This is a genomic window from Paenibacillus sp. G2S3, assembly GCF_030123105.1.
Classification (GTDB): Bacteria; Bacillota; Bacilli; order Paenibacillales; family Paenibacillaceae; genus Paenibacillus_AQ.
In genome coordinates this window covers 6,648,492-6,664,998 of sequence record NZ_CP126095.1, presented here as the reverse complement: position 1 = coordinate 6,664,998, position 16,507 = coordinate 6,648,492, and the positions used below count along the sequence as shown (strand labels likewise).

The 16,507-nt window shown below is 44.0% G+C and carries 15 protein-coding genes; 14 read left to right on the top strand and 1 reads right to left on the bottom strand.

The window, feature by feature from the left end:
• The first annotated feature begins 82 nt into the window (after window positions 1-82).
• The 6 genes from QNH28_RS29440 to QNH28_RS29415 all read left to right on the top strand — a co-directional run bounded on the left by QNH28_RS29440 (window position 83) and on the right by QNH28_RS29415 (window position 7,090).
• A protein-coding gene (locus tag QNH28_RS29440) for an IS3 family transposase (RefSeq protein ID WP_283909647.1) occupies window positions 83-1,440 on the top strand; the annotation gives its coding sequence in 2 pieces (ribosomal slippage) (window positions 83-536 and window positions 536-1,440; 1,359 coding nt in all).
• 197 nt (window positions 1,441-1,637) lie between these two features.
• The gene (gene yycF / locus QNH28_RS29435) at window positions 1,638-2,369 is read left to right on the top strand and encodes a response regulator YycF (RefSeq protein ID WP_283909646.1); all 732 of its coding nucleotides are present in this window, start codon (window positions 1,638-1,640) and stop codon (window positions 2,367-2,369) included.
• Complete coding sequence (walK, locus tag QNH28_RS29430) at window positions 2,369-4,198, top strand: cell wall metabolism sensor histidine kinase WalK (protein WP_283909645.1); 1,830 nt, start codon at window positions 2,369-2,371, stop codon at window positions 4,196-4,198. Before yycF ends, walK begins: the two co-directional genes overlap by 1 nt.
• On the top strand, window positions 4,195-5,487 hold the full coding sequence (locus QNH28_RS29425; protein ID WP_283909644.1) for a YycH family regulatory protein: 1,293 nt from the start codon (window positions 4,195-4,197) through the stop codon (window positions 5,485-5,487). Before walK ends, QNH28_RS29425 begins: the two co-directional genes overlap by 4 nt.
• A gap of 38 nt (window positions 5,488-5,525) precedes the next feature.
• On the top strand, window positions 5,526-6,266 hold the full coding sequence (gene yycI, locus QNH28_RS29420) for a two-component system regulatory protein YycI (RefSeq protein WP_283909643.1): 741 nt from the start codon (window positions 5,526-5,528) through the stop codon (window positions 6,264-6,266).
• Window positions 6,267-6,280: 14 nt separating this feature from the next.
• On the top strand, window positions 6,281-7,090 hold the full coding sequence (locus QNH28_RS29415) for an MBL fold metallo-hydrolase (RefSeq protein ID WP_283909642.1): 810 nt from the start codon (window positions 6,281-6,283) through the stop codon (window positions 7,088-7,090).
• Here QNH28_RS29415 and QNH28_RS29410 read toward each other — a convergent pair.
• Window positions 7,056-7,265, bottom strand: a complete 210-nt coding sequence (locus tag QNH28_RS29410; RefSeq protein ID WP_042131700.1) for a hypothetical protein — start codon at window positions 7,263-7,265, stop codon at window positions 7,056-7,058. The genes QNH28_RS29415 and QNH28_RS29410 overlap by 35 nt on opposite strands.
• A gap of 464 nt (window positions 7,266-7,729) precedes the next feature.
• Here QNH28_RS29410 and QNH28_RS29405 point away from each other — a divergent pair, with 464 nt between their 5' ends.
• From QNH28_RS29405 to QNH28_RS29370, 8 genes are all read left to right on the top strand, one after another.
• On the top strand, window positions 7,730-8,974 hold the full coding sequence (locus QNH28_RS29405) for a S1C family serine protease (RefSeq protein ID WP_283909641.1): 1,245 nt from the start codon (window positions 7,730-7,732) through the stop codon (window positions 8,972-8,974).
• A gap of 419 nt (window positions 8,975-9,393) precedes the next feature.
• On the top strand, window positions 9,394-9,594 hold the full coding sequence (locus QNH28_RS29400) for a cold-shock protein (protein ID WP_019914582.1): 201 nt from the start codon (window positions 9,394-9,396) through the stop codon (window positions 9,592-9,594).
• Window positions 9,595-9,686: 92 nt separating this feature from the next.
• On the top strand, window positions 9,687-9,917 hold the full coding sequence (locus tag QNH28_RS29395; protein ID WP_042131698.1) for a cold-shock protein: 231 nt from the start codon (window positions 9,687-9,689) through the stop codon (window positions 9,915-9,917).
• A 223-nt stretch (window positions 9,918-10,140) separates the two neighbouring features.
• Entirely contained in the window at window positions 10,141-11,535 is a 1,395-nt protein-coding gene (locus QNH28_RS29390; protein ID WP_283909640.1) for a cytochrome ubiquinol oxidase subunit I, read from the top strand.
• Window positions 11,532-12,548 carry a cytochrome d ubiquinol oxidase subunit II gene (gene cydB / locus QNH28_RS29385; protein WP_094869748.1) on the top strand — a complete coding sequence of 339 codons (1,017 nt, stop codon included), beginning with the start codon at window positions 11,532-11,534 and terminating at the stop codon, window positions 12,546-12,548. Before QNH28_RS29390 ends, cydB begins: the two co-directional genes overlap by 4 nt.
• On the top strand, window positions 12,548-14,314 hold the full coding sequence (cydD, locus tag QNH28_RS29380; protein WP_283909639.1) for a thiol reductant ABC exporter subunit CydD: 1,767 nt from the start codon (window positions 12,548-12,550) through the stop codon (window positions 14,312-14,314). Before cydB ends, cydD begins: the two co-directional genes overlap by 1 nt.
• The gene (cydC, locus tag QNH28_RS29375; protein WP_283909638.1) at window positions 14,311-16,062 is read left to right on the top strand and encodes a thiol reductant ABC exporter subunit CydC; all 1,752 of its coding nucleotides are present in this window, start codon (window positions 14,311-14,313) and stop codon (window positions 16,060-16,062) included. The genes cydD and cydC overlap by 4 nt, the downstream gene beginning before the upstream one ends.
• 229 nt (window positions 16,063-16,291) lie before the next feature.
• Window positions 16,292-16,459: a CxxH/CxxC protein gene (locus QNH28_RS29370; protein WP_076120603.1), complete on the top strand. Its 168-nt coding sequence runs from the start codon at window positions 16,292-16,294 to the stop codon at window positions 16,457-16,459.
• Window positions 16,460-16,507: the final 48 nt, after the last annotated feature.

Genomic DNA, 16,507 nt, shown 5'->3' with positions numbered 1-16,507 from the left:
TACTTTAACCTCAACTGCTCGATTAAATTGAACTGCACCCCAATTGTTAGACACAACTAACATTTGGAGGTGCAGTTTTTTTATGACCAGGTACAGTACAGACGAAAAAATCCAAGCCGTTATGCGTTATAAAAAGGGATCCGAGAGCTTGAAAACCATTGCAAAATCAATCGGGATTCACCATTCTGTCTTTTCAAACTGGATTAGTCAATATGAGCATCATGGTGAAGAAGCTTTTAAAAAGGGCTATACATCATATCCTGCAAAGATTAAACTAGACGTACTTAATTATATGAACGAATTCGGGACGTCTATTAGAGAAACGGCTGCGATATTTAATATCGCGAGTCATAGTACCATTTTAAGCTGGCATAGAAGCTTAGAGTTACATGGAATGGACGCCCTACAACCAAAGAAGAAGGGGCGTCCATCCATGAAAAAAGAACCTAATAAACGAAAGATTCAAACGTTAAAAGAAGGGTCTGTTGAGGCATTACAAGCAGAGGTAGAGCGTTTGAGAATGGAAAATGCATATTTAAAAAAGTTGAATGCCTTAGTTCAAAACAAGGAAAAATCACCAAACAAGACAAAGCACGAGTAGTCTATGAACTAAGGAACGAATTTTCGGTGAAAGCACTCCTACAGCTAGCAGATATCCCTCGTAGTACGTATTATTTCGTGGTAAAAACGTTTGGTATGCCCGATAGAGATAAGGAGCTAAAAGACGTTATTCAAGCGATTTACGAGGAGCATGAGGGGCGTTATGGTTATCGTCGTATTCGTGACGAGTTAGTGAATCGAGGACACCATGTAAATCATAAAAAGGTACAACGCTTGATGCAGGTATTGGGTTTAAAGTGTGTGGTACGTATGAAGAAATATCGTTCCTATAAAGGGACGATTGGCAAACTCGCACCGAACATATTAGAACGTAACTTCCACGCTGAGAATCCAAATGAGAAGTGGGTTACGGATATTACAGAGTTTAAATTATTTGGAGAAAAGCTGTACTTATCTCCAATCCTAGATCTATATAATGGTGAGATTATTACGTATACAATCGGTTCAAGACCGGTCTACTCGCTTGTTTCAACGATGTTAGATCAAGCATTCCGTCGATTAACCGATGAAGATAACCTCCTTATTCATTCTGACCAAGGCTGGCACTATCAGATGAAGCAGTATCGTCATGCCCTTGAAGAACGCGATATCAAGCAAAGTATGTCCCGTAAAGGTAATTGCTACGACAACGCCGTCATTGAGAACTTCTTTGGTATCATGAAATCTGAATTTCTATATTTAAAGGAATTCGAAAGTATCACACATTTCAAACAAGAGCTATCAAAATACATCGATTATTACAACAACAAGCGAATTAAGGCAAAACTAAAAGGCCTGAGTCCGGTACAGTACCGAACTCAGGCCCAACAAGTCGCTTAATTATATACCTGTCTAACTTTAAGGGGTCACTTCAAATTCGAGCGGTTTTTATTTTGTTTTTGATATATGAATGACGATATAGCTGTTTCTTTTTGCTGGGAAAGCCGATTCCTTATTTCGTAGGATGTGACGGTAAGACAGGTATGTTAAAATAAAGGAATGATCTTTAAGTAGGGATAGGAAGGTGAAGCTGAGACATGCAGATGGGAACGATTCTGGTAGTAGACGATGAACAGCCTATTGCTGATATATTGAAGTTTAATCTAGAAAAAGAAGGCTACGAGGTTATTTGTGCTTTTGATGGTAACAGCGCAGTGGAACTGGCATTGTCCAAAAAGCCTGATCTTATGCTGCTTGATCTTATGCTACCTGGCAAGGACGGGATGGATGTTTGCCGTGAGGTTCGTTCTGCACACTTGGACATTCCTATCATTATGCTTACTGCCAAAGACGGAGAGATTGATAAGGTGCTTGGCCTAGAGCTTGGCGCGGATGACTATGTGACCAAACCATTTAGTACACGTGAGCTGCTCGCCAGAGTTAAAGCCCAAATGCGGAGACAGCACAAACCGTCACAGGCAGGAGTGACGAGTGAGCCTGCAGAGAACAAGCAGGGCATTTATCATTTTGATTTGTTTATTGATACGGATATGTATCTGGTATATAAAGGCGGGGAACCGCTTGATTTGACGCATCGTGAATATGAGTTGCTCTACTATATGATCAAACATGCGGGTAAGGTAATGACCCGGGAGCATTTACTGCAGGCTGTGTGGGGATTCGAGTATTTCGGTGATGTGCGGACCGTAGACGTGACGATCCGTCGTCTAAGAGAGAAAATTGAGGAGAATCCCAGCAAGCCGGAATATATTTATACTCGGCGCGGACTTGGCTATTTGATGCATAGCCCTAAAAGCGGAGGACTGTGATGAAGTGGTGGTCCTTTTTCCGGACAATTCAGGCCAAGCTTATTATTATTTATGTGCTGCTGATTCTGATAGCTATGCAGTTAATTGGAGTCTATTTTGTCAGCTCGATGAAGAACTCGTTAACGGATAACTTCACGAAGGATCTTAAAGCACGTGCGGAGATGCTGTCCATCTTGACTGCTGATAAATTTGGCAGTGAGGCTGGTACCGCGGACGAGGAAACGGCTGTAGAAAGTCTGCGAGGTATGGTCAATAATCTCTACATTAACGGGGCCGAGATTCAAGTCCTTGATGCTAGCGGCAAAATCATCACCACCTCCGTGCCCTCGCAGAACGACTATGTGGGACAGCGTAACACTCAGACCGTAGTGAATCGTGCCTTGCAGGGGATCAGCGATAATGAAGAATATATTATTGCCGATGATAATGTGCGTAAAAAGGTTGTGGCCAAGCCGGTACTTTCTGGTGACAAGGTAGTAGGAGCAATCTATATTGCTGCTGACATGAAAGATTTATATGCCACCATGGGCAGGATCAACAGTGTATTCATCTCTGGTTTGCTGTTAGCCTTGGGACTGACAGTTGTCCTATGTGTTATTCTTGCACATACCATTACGCAGCCGATTAAAGAAATGACTAGGCATGCAACAGCTGTTGCTGAGGGCCGGTTCAATCGAAAAATGCCCGTACTAGGCAACGATGAAATTGGACAACTCAGTCAGGCATTTAATTATATGACCGGCAGATTGCGTGAGGCGCTCTCGCAGAATGAGGAAGAGAAGGAGAAGCTCACCTCCATTCTGACGAACATGAGCGACGGTGTTGTAGCCACGGATGAGAATGGTGTAGTCATTCTGATGAACCTTCGAGCAGCACTTATGCTGGGAACAGAAGGTCCATTGCCGGAGGGTGCTCCACTGGACAAATTGCTCGGTCTCGATTATGAGCAGAGTGGTTCCTTGGCTAAAGGAAATGCCCAGTCTGCAATGCTTCATCTGACACATATGGGTGGAGAAGATTCTAATATCGTGAGAGTGACGTTTACTCCGATTCATCGCCGTGAAGGCGGCATTGCCGGTACGATTGCTGTACTGCAGGATGTAACTGAGCAAGAGAACCTGGAGGAATCACGCCGAGAGTTCGTGGCGAACGTTTCACATGAACTAAGAACACCACTTACAACGATTAAGAGCTATGTGGAAGCACTCGATGATGGAGCGCTTGAGGATCCGCAGTTAGCGGTTCGTTTTGTTGGGGTTATTCGTAACGAAACCGAGCGTATGATTCGTCTGGTTACGGATCTACTGCATCTGTCGCGTCTGGATTCCAAGGAGGCACTTCTCAGAATTCAGCAGACGGATATTACTGAAATGCTAGAGGATGTAGCAGACCGCTTTTCTTTTCAGATTCGGCAGAAGCGGATCGACATTAGTACAAGGGTCCGTAGGGATGTAAGCACAGCATGGCTCGATCGTGATCAAATCGATCAGGTCTTGGGGAATTTGGTCTCCAATGCATTAAAATATACGCCAGAAGGCGGTACGATTGAATTGGAAGCCTTGAAAAGTGAGGATGGAATGCTCTCCATTTCTGTACGTGATTCCGGGATTGGTATTCCGAAAAAAGACATCGAGCGGATCTTTGAACGTTTTTATCGGGTGGATAAGGCGCGTTCACGGAATATGGGAGGCACCGGACTTGGCCTTTCCATTGCCCGGGAAATTGTCAAAGCCCATGGAGGCTCTATTTCCCTGCAATCTGAGCTTAATGAAGGCTCTAAGGTAACCTTTACGCTACCTCTGAATGAGCAAAGGGGGAGTGAGGCATGAAGGAGAGATTGAAGTCATGGATTCTAGCCTTGCTCGTGCTGGGAAGCCTTGTTGAGAGTTACTATTTGATTTATCGCTTGCCTGGTGCAGACTCAGCGGTACTCTCCGAGAATCTATATGTGAAGACAGACAATATGGGACCGGAGGAAAAGGTTGAGAACCTGCTATACCCTGACAAAATGATCATCCATATGGGCGACAACAAGCATACGCTTTTTTATCCAGACTCAACGTTCTATAGCTTAATTATGAATCGGTTAAAAGGGCGCGGGTTTGAAAGCTTCCAGCGGCACTCGGTACAGGATTATGATTGGGATAAGATTCGCAATGAGAATCCGGGTATTGAGCTTTCGTTCGGATCCGGCATTCCGGTAACGTTACTTCAGCGGGTTATGCAGCTGTCGCCCGATTCCCTATTTGAAGGAGAAAGCATCGATCGCATTTGGATCTATAATATTAAGAATGACTCCAAAGCGCATGCTATTTTCTTTAGTACAAGAGGCGACATCATATATGAAGCGGCAAAAGCGGATTTAACCGTGCAAGACGTGCAGCAGCATGTGGATTTCGGTAAGAACTGGACGCCTTACAAGTCAGTAGACGGAGATTATTATTTGCCAGACAGTAAGATTTCTCTGGTTCAGGTTGAGATGCCTTCAGGCATGTATACCATAGAACAAATGCAGAACAATCTTTTCTTCGATGTTGGAAGTACTAGATATATTCGCGAGAAAAATGGCTCGGAGATCTATACGGACAGCAAACGGAGTCTTCAGGTCGATAAGGAACGGAATTGGATGAGCTATAGCGATCCTGCCGCACTTCCAGCCGGAGACAGTACACCTGCCAAGGATGCGCTTGAAGCTGTAGAATTTGTGAACCAACATGGTGGATGGAACGGAACCTATCGTCTTGAAGCTACCGAGGAGGGGAGACAGGAGAGAAAGGTCTCTTTTCAACAATATTACGGCTCCTATCCGTATGGCTCCTATCCGATTATGAGTAATTCGCAGCTGCAGTATGGTGTAATTAATCTGGAATTGCAGCAAGGTACCGTATCCTCTTATGAACGCTCTTTAATCTTTATTGATGAGAGTAAAGCAGAGAAGAAAATTGTAGAGCTATCTGGAGGCGTGGAGCTAGAGAATCAATTGTCTGTAGTCAGCAAAACTTCGGGCGTGAAGGATTTGACGCCAGCGTATGTACCTGTAGTGAAAGAAGACAAGCTGCAGCTGCTTCCAGTCTGGAAGGTTACGCTTATTGACGGTAGCGTTCTTACATTAAATTAATCTACAAGTCGTTCATATAACATTTAGGAGGTAAGGGTATGGATTGGGGAAGAGCCAAAAATGTACTGATTTGCGCTTTTTTAGGTCTAAATCTGCTGCTATGTTATCAGCTGTGGATTGATTTGCGCGATCAGGTTAGTGCCAATCTCGATTTCACTTCCCTCTCCGAAGAAACCCAAGCGGTAATGGAGCAGAAAGGGATTCGTGTGTTGTGTCCGATTCCGGCGTCTACCCCGCAGCTTCCTAATATTACTTATCGTTATTCTGCTGAAGAGCAGAATGAACCACCGATTAAATTAGATGTTCCTATAGACAGCAAGCTGATCTATTCTTCATTCTCCGACCTTAGTAAGGCGCTTGAGAATCAGATTCCCGACATCGCAAATTATCGTTTTGATTCACAAGAAAGCGAAGTTGGCAAATTCGTTCTTCACCCGCTAGTTCAGAATGAGTGGTCTCTATTCCGAGTAAGACTAGAGCTGATTAATAGTGATCAGAAGATTGTAGCTTTCCGCTCGCCGAAGATTGAAATAGGGGCAAGCAGTAGCGATAAAGAACAGAAGGTACTGCCGGCATCGCAAGCGCTTAGCAGTTTGATTGAAAAATATTTTCCGGCAGACTCCGTAGTGAAGGAGATTGAGCTTGGGTATTATGGTGAGCTGTTCAACTCCGAAAGTCAGGTAGCGTCGCCAATGTGGCGGTTCATGCTGGAGAACGGCAATGCCTATTATGTGGATGCTATAAGTGCGGACATCATCAGTCCGAAGACAACAGATTAGAAGGAGTAAGGAAAATGGGGATTTCATTTACAGTACTGTCCAGTGGTTCTACCGGAAATGTAACGGTGGTACGGAACGGGGAGACAACACTTATGATTGATGCGGGTCTAAGTGCCAAGCGGATCGATGAGCTGTTGGCCATGCGCGAGCTAACGGGTAATGATATAGACGGGATCCTAGTCACACACGAGCATTCCGATCATATTAAAGGACTCGGGGCAATGGCACGTAAATACGATCTTCCGATTTATGCGAACACCAATACTTGGGGAGCCATTGAAAAAGGCATTGGAAAAATACCCGATTATAACCGGATCATTATGGAGTCGGGACAGCATAAAGATTTTGGTAGTCTGCGAGTAGAATCGTTTGCAATTTCTCATGATGCCGCGGAGCCGGTGGGTTACAACTTTTTTGATGGAAAAGAAAAGCTGTGTGTAGCTACAGACCTGGGGTATGTTAGCGACAAGGTAAGAGAGTCAATTTCAGATGCGGACGTATTGGTGCTGGAAGCGAATCATGATATTGAAATGCTGAGGATGGGACGTTATCCGTGGAATACGAAACGACGTATACTTGGTGACATGGGTCACCTTTCTAATGAAGCAGCCGGAGCAGCACTAAGTGAAATTCTCACAGGACGGACCAAGCGTACCTATTTAGCGCATTTAAGTCGGGATCATAATATGATGGATTTGGCTAAAATGTCGGTACGTTGCGCAATGGAGGATCGGGGCTGTTTCTTCAAGGATAGTGAGTTTAAGCTTTGCGATACGTATTATGATCAACCTACGCCATGGGATAAGTTGAGCCAGTTGTCATAAGCTGATCAAGCTCGGCAGTTTTTTGTTCTAATTCTTGGCGGGAGATCAGCCCTTTATCGATCATTAATTCGATCATAGCACTGAAGGCAAGGGTCATATGGTAGTGTTCATCCTTCAAATCACCAAGCTTACCGATAAACTCCACCAGATCCATACTTGTGGAAAAAGAGTTCATAATTATACCTCCTAATGTAGTAAAAACAGAACTGGAGCTGTAAAAAATTCGCAGGCTTTTTACCTCAGGAAAATCACGAATTGAGGGTTGCCTGTGATACAATTATAGACGTGATAAGCAAACTCTAAATTCAAGGAACATTTCTATTAGTGTAGTCTTTTAAGTTACAAAATATTCCTAGTAGAGAAGATATATTGAAAGATTCTAAGTTTCTTTCGATTAACTGAAACTATTGTGTGGTTAATGGATAAAGTGAAACTTTTTAATGATTATTGGAGTCTAAAGGATACAGAGATACATGCTCAAATATAAGAATATATAAATTTTGTACCTATAAGTTCTTATATTTTACGAGAAACGGTTGTAATAAAGGGCGCTGCAGGCGTTTATGCTTGGAACGTGATTGCTAGAGGTTCAGGTTTTAGATACTGTGAACGGTTGGCAATAGAAGGGGGAGATTTTCGGTGGGATTGTTTGATGACGATTTCTATTCAACTAAAGTATCACGGTCCAGAGGGGATGAAGCATCAAAGGGATCATTTGCTAACCGCAAGCATTCTGTGCGAAGATCGCGCAAGGGCTTATCCACTTGGCAAATATCCGCCGTCTGCTCCTTAATAAGTGCTGTAGTGGCAGTGTTTTTATTCAGTGTGCTTACTGGACAAGTGAGTCACGAAACTGCTCCAAAGTCGGTAGTAACAACTGGGGAGGTTGCCCCAAGCAGTGATCCGTTTGACCGTATCATTCAAGCCGCTGCTACGGTTCGTCCTGCAGTAGTAAGTATTATCAATCATAAAGAAGATAATAAAGAGTTGAACATTCTGGATGAGTCAGCATTAGGGTCTGGAGTGATTTATAAAAAGGTAGATAATAAAGCATTTATTATTACTAATAACCATGTCATCGAAGACTCCGGCAATCTTGAGGTCGTAACAGTGGATGGTGAGACACGTAAAGCTACACTCGTTGGAACGGATAAAGTGAGTGACATCGCGGTTCTTTCTATTGACGCCAAGGGTATTAATACAATCGCAGAGCTCGGGGACTCCTCGAAGCTTCGTCTAGGTGAAACGGTCATTGCCATCGGTAACCCTCTAGGACTTGGGGACACACTAACTTCGGGCATTGTCAGCTATACTGAACGGAAGGTTCCCGTATCCTTGAATCAGGACGGTGTATATGATTGGGAGCAAGAGGTCATTCAGACCGATGCGGCAATTAATGAAGGCAATAGCGGTGGGGCACTTGTGGATTTGGATGGTAAAGTCATCGGCATTAACACGATGAAAATCTCGGATGCAGGTGTAGAGGGGCTGGGGTTTGCTATTCCAGCTAACCATGTCATAGATACCGCTAATGAACTGGCTGATAAAGGGCGTATTGCTCGTTCCTACTTAGGCGTATATTCCGTAGATTTAAACAACCCTTACGTTCCTCTCGCAGAGGACCAACGCAAGGAACTGAACCTACCGAATAATGTTAAGGATGGGGTAGTCGTTCTGGATGCTGTTGGACCTGCAAAGGAAGCTGGAATACAGTTTAATGATGTAATTACGAAATTTAATGATGAACCTATTACATCCACGCTTTCCCTTCGCAAGTATTTATATAATCAGACAAAGATTGGTGAGGATCTAAAGATTACCTATTATCGAAATGGTAAAGTCAATCAGACGACAGTTAAACTTCTTGAAAAACCGGAGGAATAATATGCTGGAAGTCGGCATATAATGATATAGCAGTAATGACAAGTAGAGCGGACTACCCCTTCGGTTGAGAAGGTAGAGCTTCCTGAAATAGTGATACTCTGTATCGCTATCGGGGATTTGTTTCTTCTAAATTTTTCATAAATATGGCAATTATAAGCTGATTTAATGAATTTTGGGCTGACTGGCAACCCTTACATTGGAAGGTAATACTTATTAGGGTAGAACCGGATATATACGGATGCCAGCTTGCCTTTGCTAATCAGGTGTGGTAATATGATATCAATCATACATTTAGTCCCTAATTTTCGCATTGAAAAGGGCTGCTATATTTGGTAATACAACCTTTTTCAATGTGTGAATTTTTTCTTTGTTTGAAGATAAAAAGAACATATTAATTTAAATTTGTGGAGGTAACACACATGCAAACAGGTACAGTTAAATGGTTCAACGCAGAAAAAGGATTCGGTTTTATCGAAGTTGAAGGCGGAAGCGACGTATTCGTTCACTTCAGCGCAATCACTGGCGACGGCTTCAAAACTTTGGACGAAGGCCAACGCGTTGAATTCAACGTTGTTCAAGGCAACCGTGGACCACAAGCCGAAAACGTTGTAAAACTGTAATAATAGAAGAAACCGTCCCAGCTTGTGAAAGTTGGGACGGTCTTTTTATATCTAGTTAGTCACTATTGACTTACAGGATGGGAGGAACGGCAATGAACTACCGGAAGAAACCTTTGGAAGAAATACCGGAAGAAAATACCGCGATTTGGGCGTGTACCAATGATGGATGCAACGGATGGATGAGGGATAATTTCGCATTTGAACATGCGCCTTCTTGCCGTCTATGTGACTCTCCAATGGTTCGCAGCACGAAGATGCTACCACAATTGCTTAATTCGAATGGCGATCTCAAATCGCTGAAGAAGGGTATTTCCATTACCTAACCAATGCCTTTATGAGTCAAGCTTGTTATAGAGCAGTGAACAACTTCAAGACGGTCAAACCGTCTTATTTTTTTTGCTTTTTTTAAGGTAAATTGTGATTTTTGTCACAAATCATTTGAATTTCACCGTTAAATGCACCCCTTTGTGTGACTTTTATCACAAAAAGAGCTTTAAATTTTTGACACAATATAATTAACGAAAAGGGGAGAAGGAAGGGAAAAATATGGATACAGTAATGCTGTCGCGTATACAATTTGCGTCGACGACAATATTCCACTATTTCTTTGTACCGGTATCAATCGGACTAGCGCTCTTGATTGCGATCATGGAGACCATGTACGTTAGAAAAGGCAATGAAGAGTACAAAAGAATGGCGCAGTTCTGGGGAAAGCTGTTTCTCATCAACTTTGCAGTAGGGGTAGTTACAGGGATTTTGCAGGAATTTCAGTTCGGGATGAACTGGTCTGATTATTCACGTTTTGTGGGTGATGTATTCGGGGCTCCACTTGCAGTTGAAGCATTGGCAGCTTTTTTTCTGGAGTCTACTTTTATTGGAATCTGGATATTCGGCTGGGACAAAGTGTCCAAGAGAGTGCACTTGTTGTCCATCTGGCTGGTAGCATTCGGTACGATGTTATCCGCATTCTGGATCCTGGCAGCGAACTCCTTTATGCAGCATCCTGTGGGATTTGCGATAAATAATGGACGTGCAGAAATGAATGATTTCTTCGCGCTCATTACGAACGGACAATTGCTGGTTGAATTTCCGCACACGGTTCTTGCTGCGTATGCAACAGGTGCCTTCCTTGTAACGGGTATTAGTGCGTATAAGATATTGAAGAAACAAGATGTATCTTTCTTTAAGAAATCTTTTCAAATTGCAGCAATCGTAGGGATCATTTCTTCGATTGGTGTAGCGGTGGCAGGTCATGCGCAAGCACAGTATTTGGTTGAAACTCAACCTATGAAGATGGCGGCTTCCGAAGGATTGTGGGGTAAGAGTGGTGACCCGGCACCTTGGACTGTATGGGCAAAGATTGATCCTGAGAAGCAAGAAAGTTCTGGAGAATTTCAAATTCCGTATATGCTGAGCTTCCTTTCATACAGTAAATTTTCCGGTGAAGTTAAAGGTATGCTTGAGCTGCAAGCTGAGTATGAGCAAACCTATGGCCCCGGTGACTATATTCCGCCTGTACGTACGACATTCTGGAGTTTCCGGATCATGGTTCTAGCAGGGACGCTAATGATTGTACTGGGTATGTACGCAATGTATTTAATGTGGCGCAAAAAGATGGACCGTCCAAATACTTGGTTTATGCGGTTTATGTTATGGGGACTATTGCTTCCTCCAATCGCGAATACAGCGGGTTGGGTCATGACCGAATTCGGGCGTCAGCCATGGACGGTATTCGGACTGATGACAACGGAAGACAGTGTGTCGCCTAATATTACGAGTGGTCAGGTTCTATTCTCTGTTATTTCTTTTACAGCGATTTACGCCATTCTCGGATTAGTTCTAATTGGTTTGTTTATGAAAGTGATTAAAAAAGGTCCTTATGCGATGGATAACGATCACGGGGATTCGCATGATCCATATAACGAGGAGGGCGCCCAATGATTTCTCTTAATGAATTGTGGTTTGTGCTCATTGCAGTTCTGTTTATAGGGTTCTTCTTCCTGGAGGGTTTCGATTTCGGCGTAGGGATGGAAACACAAATTCTCGCTAAGAATGATACTGAGCGCCGGATTCTGATTAACTCGATCGGACCCTTCTGGGATGGAAATGAGGTATGGCTAATCACAGCCGCGGGTGCAATGTTTGCGGCTTTCCCTGAGTGGTATGCAACATTATTTAGTGGATTTTACATTCCTTTTGTCTTCGCTTTATTAGCTTTGATTGCACGTGGTGTTGCTTTTGAATTTAGAGGTAAACGGGATTCCGTAGCTTGGAAAAAAACTTGGGATGTGTGTATCTTTTTCGGCAGCTTCCTCCCACCGTTCCTCCTTGCTGTGGTGTTCGCCAGCTTCATCAAAGGTTTGCCGATTGATGGGGATATGCAAATGTACGCAGGTTTTACAGATATCGTAAATGTGTATACCGTAGTAGCTGGTGTGACTGTTGTCCTTCTTTGTTTGGTACATGGTCTCATGTTCACAACGTTGCGTACAGTGGGAGATCTACAGGCTCGCGCTCGAAAGATGGCGCAAAGATTGCTTTTGCCACTTGGGGCTTTATTGCTTGCTTTCGTGGTAATGACTTATTATATGACTGATATTTTCGAACAACGTGGTTTAGTTCTTATGATTATAGTAGCGCTGGGAATTATCGCGTTCATATTATCGGGTTATTTCATGACGAAGAAGAAGGATGGCTATGCTTTTGGTATGACAGGAGCGGTAATAGCATTGTCCGTAACTTCTATCTTTGTAGGACTATTCCCACGTGTTATGATTAGTTCAATTGATCAAGCTTTTAATTTGACAATCACCAATGCGGCTTCGGGACATTACTCTTTAAAGGTAATGACGATTGTGGCACTGACCATCCTTCCATTCGTATTGGGATATCAAATTTGGAGTTACTTTGTCTTTCATAAACGCGTTCACGAGAAGGAGCATCTTGAATACTAATGGATAAAAATTTGCTTGGGTATAAAGGAGTTAAGCCGGTCTTTTTGATCGTTGGCCTCCTTACCCTGGTGCAAAGCATGTCCATACTTCTGCTGGCCAAATGGCTGGCAGAAGTCATCTCTGCGCTATTTGCGGGAGAACCTCTGAAGGAACAATGGGCTACTTCGCTATTGTTCCTTCTTGCATTTCTAGTGCGCCATGCTTGCGCCATGCTGATGAGCCGTATCTCTTACCGCTTTGCGGAAGCAACGGGCAGCAACATGCGGAGGGAAATGATGGATAAGCTTTTCCAGCTTGGACCCAGAATGGTGGGCGGGCGTGGAACCGGGGATCTTGTTACACTAGTGTTGGAAGGCGTAACAAAGTTCCGCACATACTTGGAAGCGATTATCCCTAGAATGGTAGGGATGTCAATTACACCGATTTTGGTACTTATTTATATCTACACGATGGATACCGCGAGTGGAATTATTCTTACGATCACCATGCCGATTATTATTGTTTTTATGATCTTGATCGGGATGACGGCTCGTAAGCAGATGGACCGTCAGCTGAAATCTTATCGCACCTTATCTAATCATTTCGTAGACTCCCTCCGTGGGCTAGAGACGCTTAAATTTCTGGGCCGCAGTCGTAGTCATAGCACCAGTATTGCGACGGTCAGCGATCGGTATCGCTCGGCGACGATGCGTACACTGCGAGTAGCCTTTTTGTCTTCGTTCGCGCTGGACTTCTTTACGATGTTATCAGTAGCTTCCGTAGCGGTAAGTCTCGGCTTGCGTCTGGTCAACGATCAGATGACACTGGTTACGGGCTTAACCATTCTAATTTTGGCGCCGGAATATTTTTTGCCTGTACGATTGGTAGGTTCGGATTTCCATGCTACTCTCGATGGGAAGGAAGCCGCTGAGGCAATGAAGAGCATTATAGATCAGGATGAAGTGAAAGCTGAAGTAGTAGGCTCTAATGGTAACCAAGCATTGAAATCAGCATCGAAAACATCAGAAGAGATATTCACTTGGCATAAAAATAGCATACTTACATTAAATGATGTCAGTGTGAAATACGAGGAAGCTGGTCTTTCTTCGCTGGAAGCGGTGAACCTGCAATTTAAAGGAGCAAGCAAAATTGGGATTATCGGAGAGAGTGGGGCCGGTAAATCTACACTAGTCGATATCTTGGGTGGTTTCTTACACCCTACTTCAGGAAATATCACAGTAAACGGTACAAAGGTTAGCGCATTAACGGATGAGGCTTGGCGAAAGCAGACCTCGTATATCCCGCAGCGCCCTTATATTTTTAGTGGTACATTGGCTGATAATATTCGCTTCTATTACCCTGAAGCTTCTATGGAAGCTGTGGCTGCAGCTGTGAAAGCTACCGGATTATCGGAGCTGGTGGCAACCCTTCCGAATGGCTTTGATGAGATGATCGGCGGCGGAGGTCGTTCGTTCAGTGGTGGGCAGGAGCAGCGGGTTGCGCTGGCTCGAGCTTTACTCAGCAGTCGTCCGATTATGTTATTAGATGAGCCAACGGCACATCTGGATATTGAGACGGAATATGAGCTGAAGGAGACGATGGTGCCTCTTTTTGAAGGAAAGCTGGTCTTTCTGGCTACACATCGCCTGCATTGGATGCTTGATATGGACATTATTGTAGTAATGAAGCAAGGACAAGTGGCAGAAATCGGTACCCATCAGGAGTTGCTTGCCCGCAAGGGTGCGTATTATGAGTTGATTGGGTCGCAATTGGAGGGAATCCATTGAAACGTGAAGGATGGTTTGCTCCTTATGTATCGTCATATTTTTGGCGTTTTGTGCTTATTATTGTGCTTGGGGCGTTGACGATTTTTACAGCCTCATCATTAATGTATACTTCAGGATTTCTGATCTCAAAAGCGTCTACACCCGTCGAAAATATCCTAATGATCTATGTACCGATTGTGGGTGTGCGTACGTTCGGAACGAGTCGGGCTGTAATTCATTATGTGGAACGTCTTGTTGGGCATGACACGATTTTGCGAATTCTATCTAAGATGCGTGTGCGTTTGTACAATATTTTGGAGCCACAGGCTTTGTTCCTGTCGTCACGTTTCCGTACTGGGGATATTCTCGGGATGCTTGCCGATGACATTGAATATTTGCAAAATGTATATCTACGCACCGTATTTCCAAGTGTCATCGCTTTGCTGATTTATGGAGCAGCTGTGATTGCACTGGGTACTTTTGATATCGCTTTTGCGCTATTGATGGCTCTATATATATTGGTGTTAGTAGTGGTGCTACCGTTCTTATCTCTGTTATTAACACAGAAGCGCCAACGTGAAGTAAAAGTAGAGCGTAATCGTCTCTACCAAAAGCTGACTGACGCCGTGCTTGGCATGGGTGACTGGGTCATTAGTGGACGACAAAGCCAGTTCGTAGACACTTATGAAGCAGATGAGAGAAAAGTAGCCAAAACCGATGCAGCGCTGCGCAGCTGGGCACGTCTTCGTACGTTCATTGGGCAAGCGGTAATTGGGATTGGCGTGCTTTCTATGCTGTATTGGGCCGCTGGAGAGTTTGCAGATGGTGCTATTGCGGGTACATTGATTGCGGCGTTCGTATTGGTTGTTTTTCCTGTAGCAGATGCCTTTCTGCCAGTGTCTGAAGCGGTGGAGAAAATCCCGCAGTACCGTAACTCCTTGGAGCGATTGTCTGGTGTAAATGGAACTGAGCAGAACATCGTCTCTGAAAAAGCAACTGTAGTCGATGCTCTGCCTCAGGCCATGAAGAGTGCTCACATCAAGCTCGAAAATGTAGGTTACCAGTATGGTTCAGAGGCTAACTGGTCGGTTCGCGATCTCAGCCTCGATATTCCACAAGGTAAAAAGATTGCGATCATCGGCCGAAGTGGTGCGGGTAAATCGACGTTATTAAAGGCTATTCAAGGTGTTATTGAGCCTTCTGACGGCTCGGTTACGATTAATGGAATCGCTGCAGATGTCTATGGCGAGCATATTCCTTCTATTATAGCGGTGCTTAATCAGAGTCCACATTTATTCGATACTACAGTAGCTAACAATATTCGTATGGGTGATCCGAAGGCTTCTGAACAAGCCATTAAAGAAGCTGGCGCCTTAGCCAAAATGGACACGTTGATCTCCTCGTTGCCTGATGGATACGATACTTTTGTTCGTGAAGCAGGGCAACGGTTCTCTGGTGGAGAGCGTCAGCGGATAGCGTTAGCTCGTATTTTGCTGCAAAATACACCTGTTGTCATACTCGACGAACCGACTGTAGGGTTGGACCCGCGGACGGAACGTGATCTTTTGAAGACAATGTTCGAAGCCATGAAGGATAAGTCACTAATTTGGGTAACGCATCATTTGGTCGGTGCGGAGCAGATGGATGAAGTGATTTTTATGGAAAATGGCTCGGTAGAAATGCGTGGAACCCATGCGGAGCTGATGAAAAAAGAACCACGTTACCGCAGATTGTATGAGCTGGATCGTCCGGTGGAGTTTCTAGGGTAGGATGGAGAGTTTGAGATAATATTTATAGAAAATAGAGAGAGTTAAGTGATAAGATTCCTTTTGCCCTTTGGGGTGGGAGGAATCTTTTTTAGGTGAAGGGCAAGAATATAGACAATGGATGAACAGATCGCTGGAATGGATAGATAGGAGTTCCATTTTCGTGGGAAGTATGGTAGAACAATAGAAGGAGTATTAGGCCGTAGCGGCACAGAAAGGGATGCTTGGTTGAATGTATGTAGTATGTAAAGAACATGTAGAATTAGCTATTGATTTGTTTGTGGACGAATATGAAGATGCACCAGATGTAGTGGATTTGAAGGAAACGGAATTCTCTGACTGGGACCCGCCGGCAAAATGCACCCAATGTGAGAAGAACGCTGAATATTTGGTGGTCTAAAGGACCTTTAAGACTTATAAAAAACACCTTGCAGTCCCGGAAATGGAC

What these genes read in the sequence shown, in the direction of transcription:
- QNH28_RS29395 (WP_042131698.1), top strand. Translation starts at nt 9,687, where the DNA reads ATGAACTACCGGAAGAAACCTTTGGAAGAAATACCGGAAGAAAATACC.
- QNH28_RS29400 (WP_019914582.1), top strand. Translation starts at nt 9,394, where the DNA reads ATGCAAACAGGTACAGTTAAATGGTTCAACGCAGAAAAAGGATTCGGT.
- cydD (WP_283909639.1), top strand. Translation starts at nt 12,548, where the DNA reads ATGGATAAAAATTTGCTTGGGTATAAAGGAGTTAAGCCGGTCTTTTTG.
- yycF (WP_283909646.1), top strand. Translation starts at nt 1,638, where the DNA reads ATGCAGATGGGAACGATTCTGGTAGTAGACGATGAACAGCCTATTGCT.
- QNH28_RS29415 (WP_283909642.1), top strand. Translation starts at nt 6,281, where the DNA reads ATGGGGATTTCATTTACAGTACTGTCCAGTGGTTCTACCGGAAATGTA.
- QNH28_RS29410 (WP_042131700.1), bottom strand. Translation starts at nt 7,265, where the DNA reads ATGAACTCTTTTTCCACAAGTATGGATCTGGTGGAGTTTATCGGTAAG.
- QNH28_RS29370 (WP_076120603.1), top strand. Translation starts at nt 16,292, where the DNA reads ATGTATGTAGTATGTAAAGAACATGTAGAATTAGCTATTGATTTGTTT.
- yycI (WP_283909643.1), top strand. Translation starts at nt 5,526, where the DNA reads ATGGATTGGGGAAGAGCCAAAAATGTACTGATTTGCGCTTTTTTAGGT.
- QNH28_RS29425 (WP_283909644.1), top strand. Translation starts at nt 4,195, where the DNA reads ATGAAGGAGAGATTGAAGTCATGGATTCTAGCCTTGCTCGTGCTGGGA.
- QNH28_RS29390 (WP_283909640.1), top strand. Translation starts at nt 10,141, where the DNA reads ATGGATACAGTAATGCTGTCGCGTATACAATTTGCGTCGACGACAATA.
- cydB (WP_094869748.1), top strand. Translation starts at nt 11,532, where the DNA reads ATGATTTCTCTTAATGAATTGTGGTTTGTGCTCATTGCAGTTCTGTTT.
- walK (WP_283909645.1), top strand. Translation starts at nt 2,369, where the DNA reads ATGAAGTGGTGGTCCTTTTTCCGGACAATTCAGGCCAAGCTTATTATT.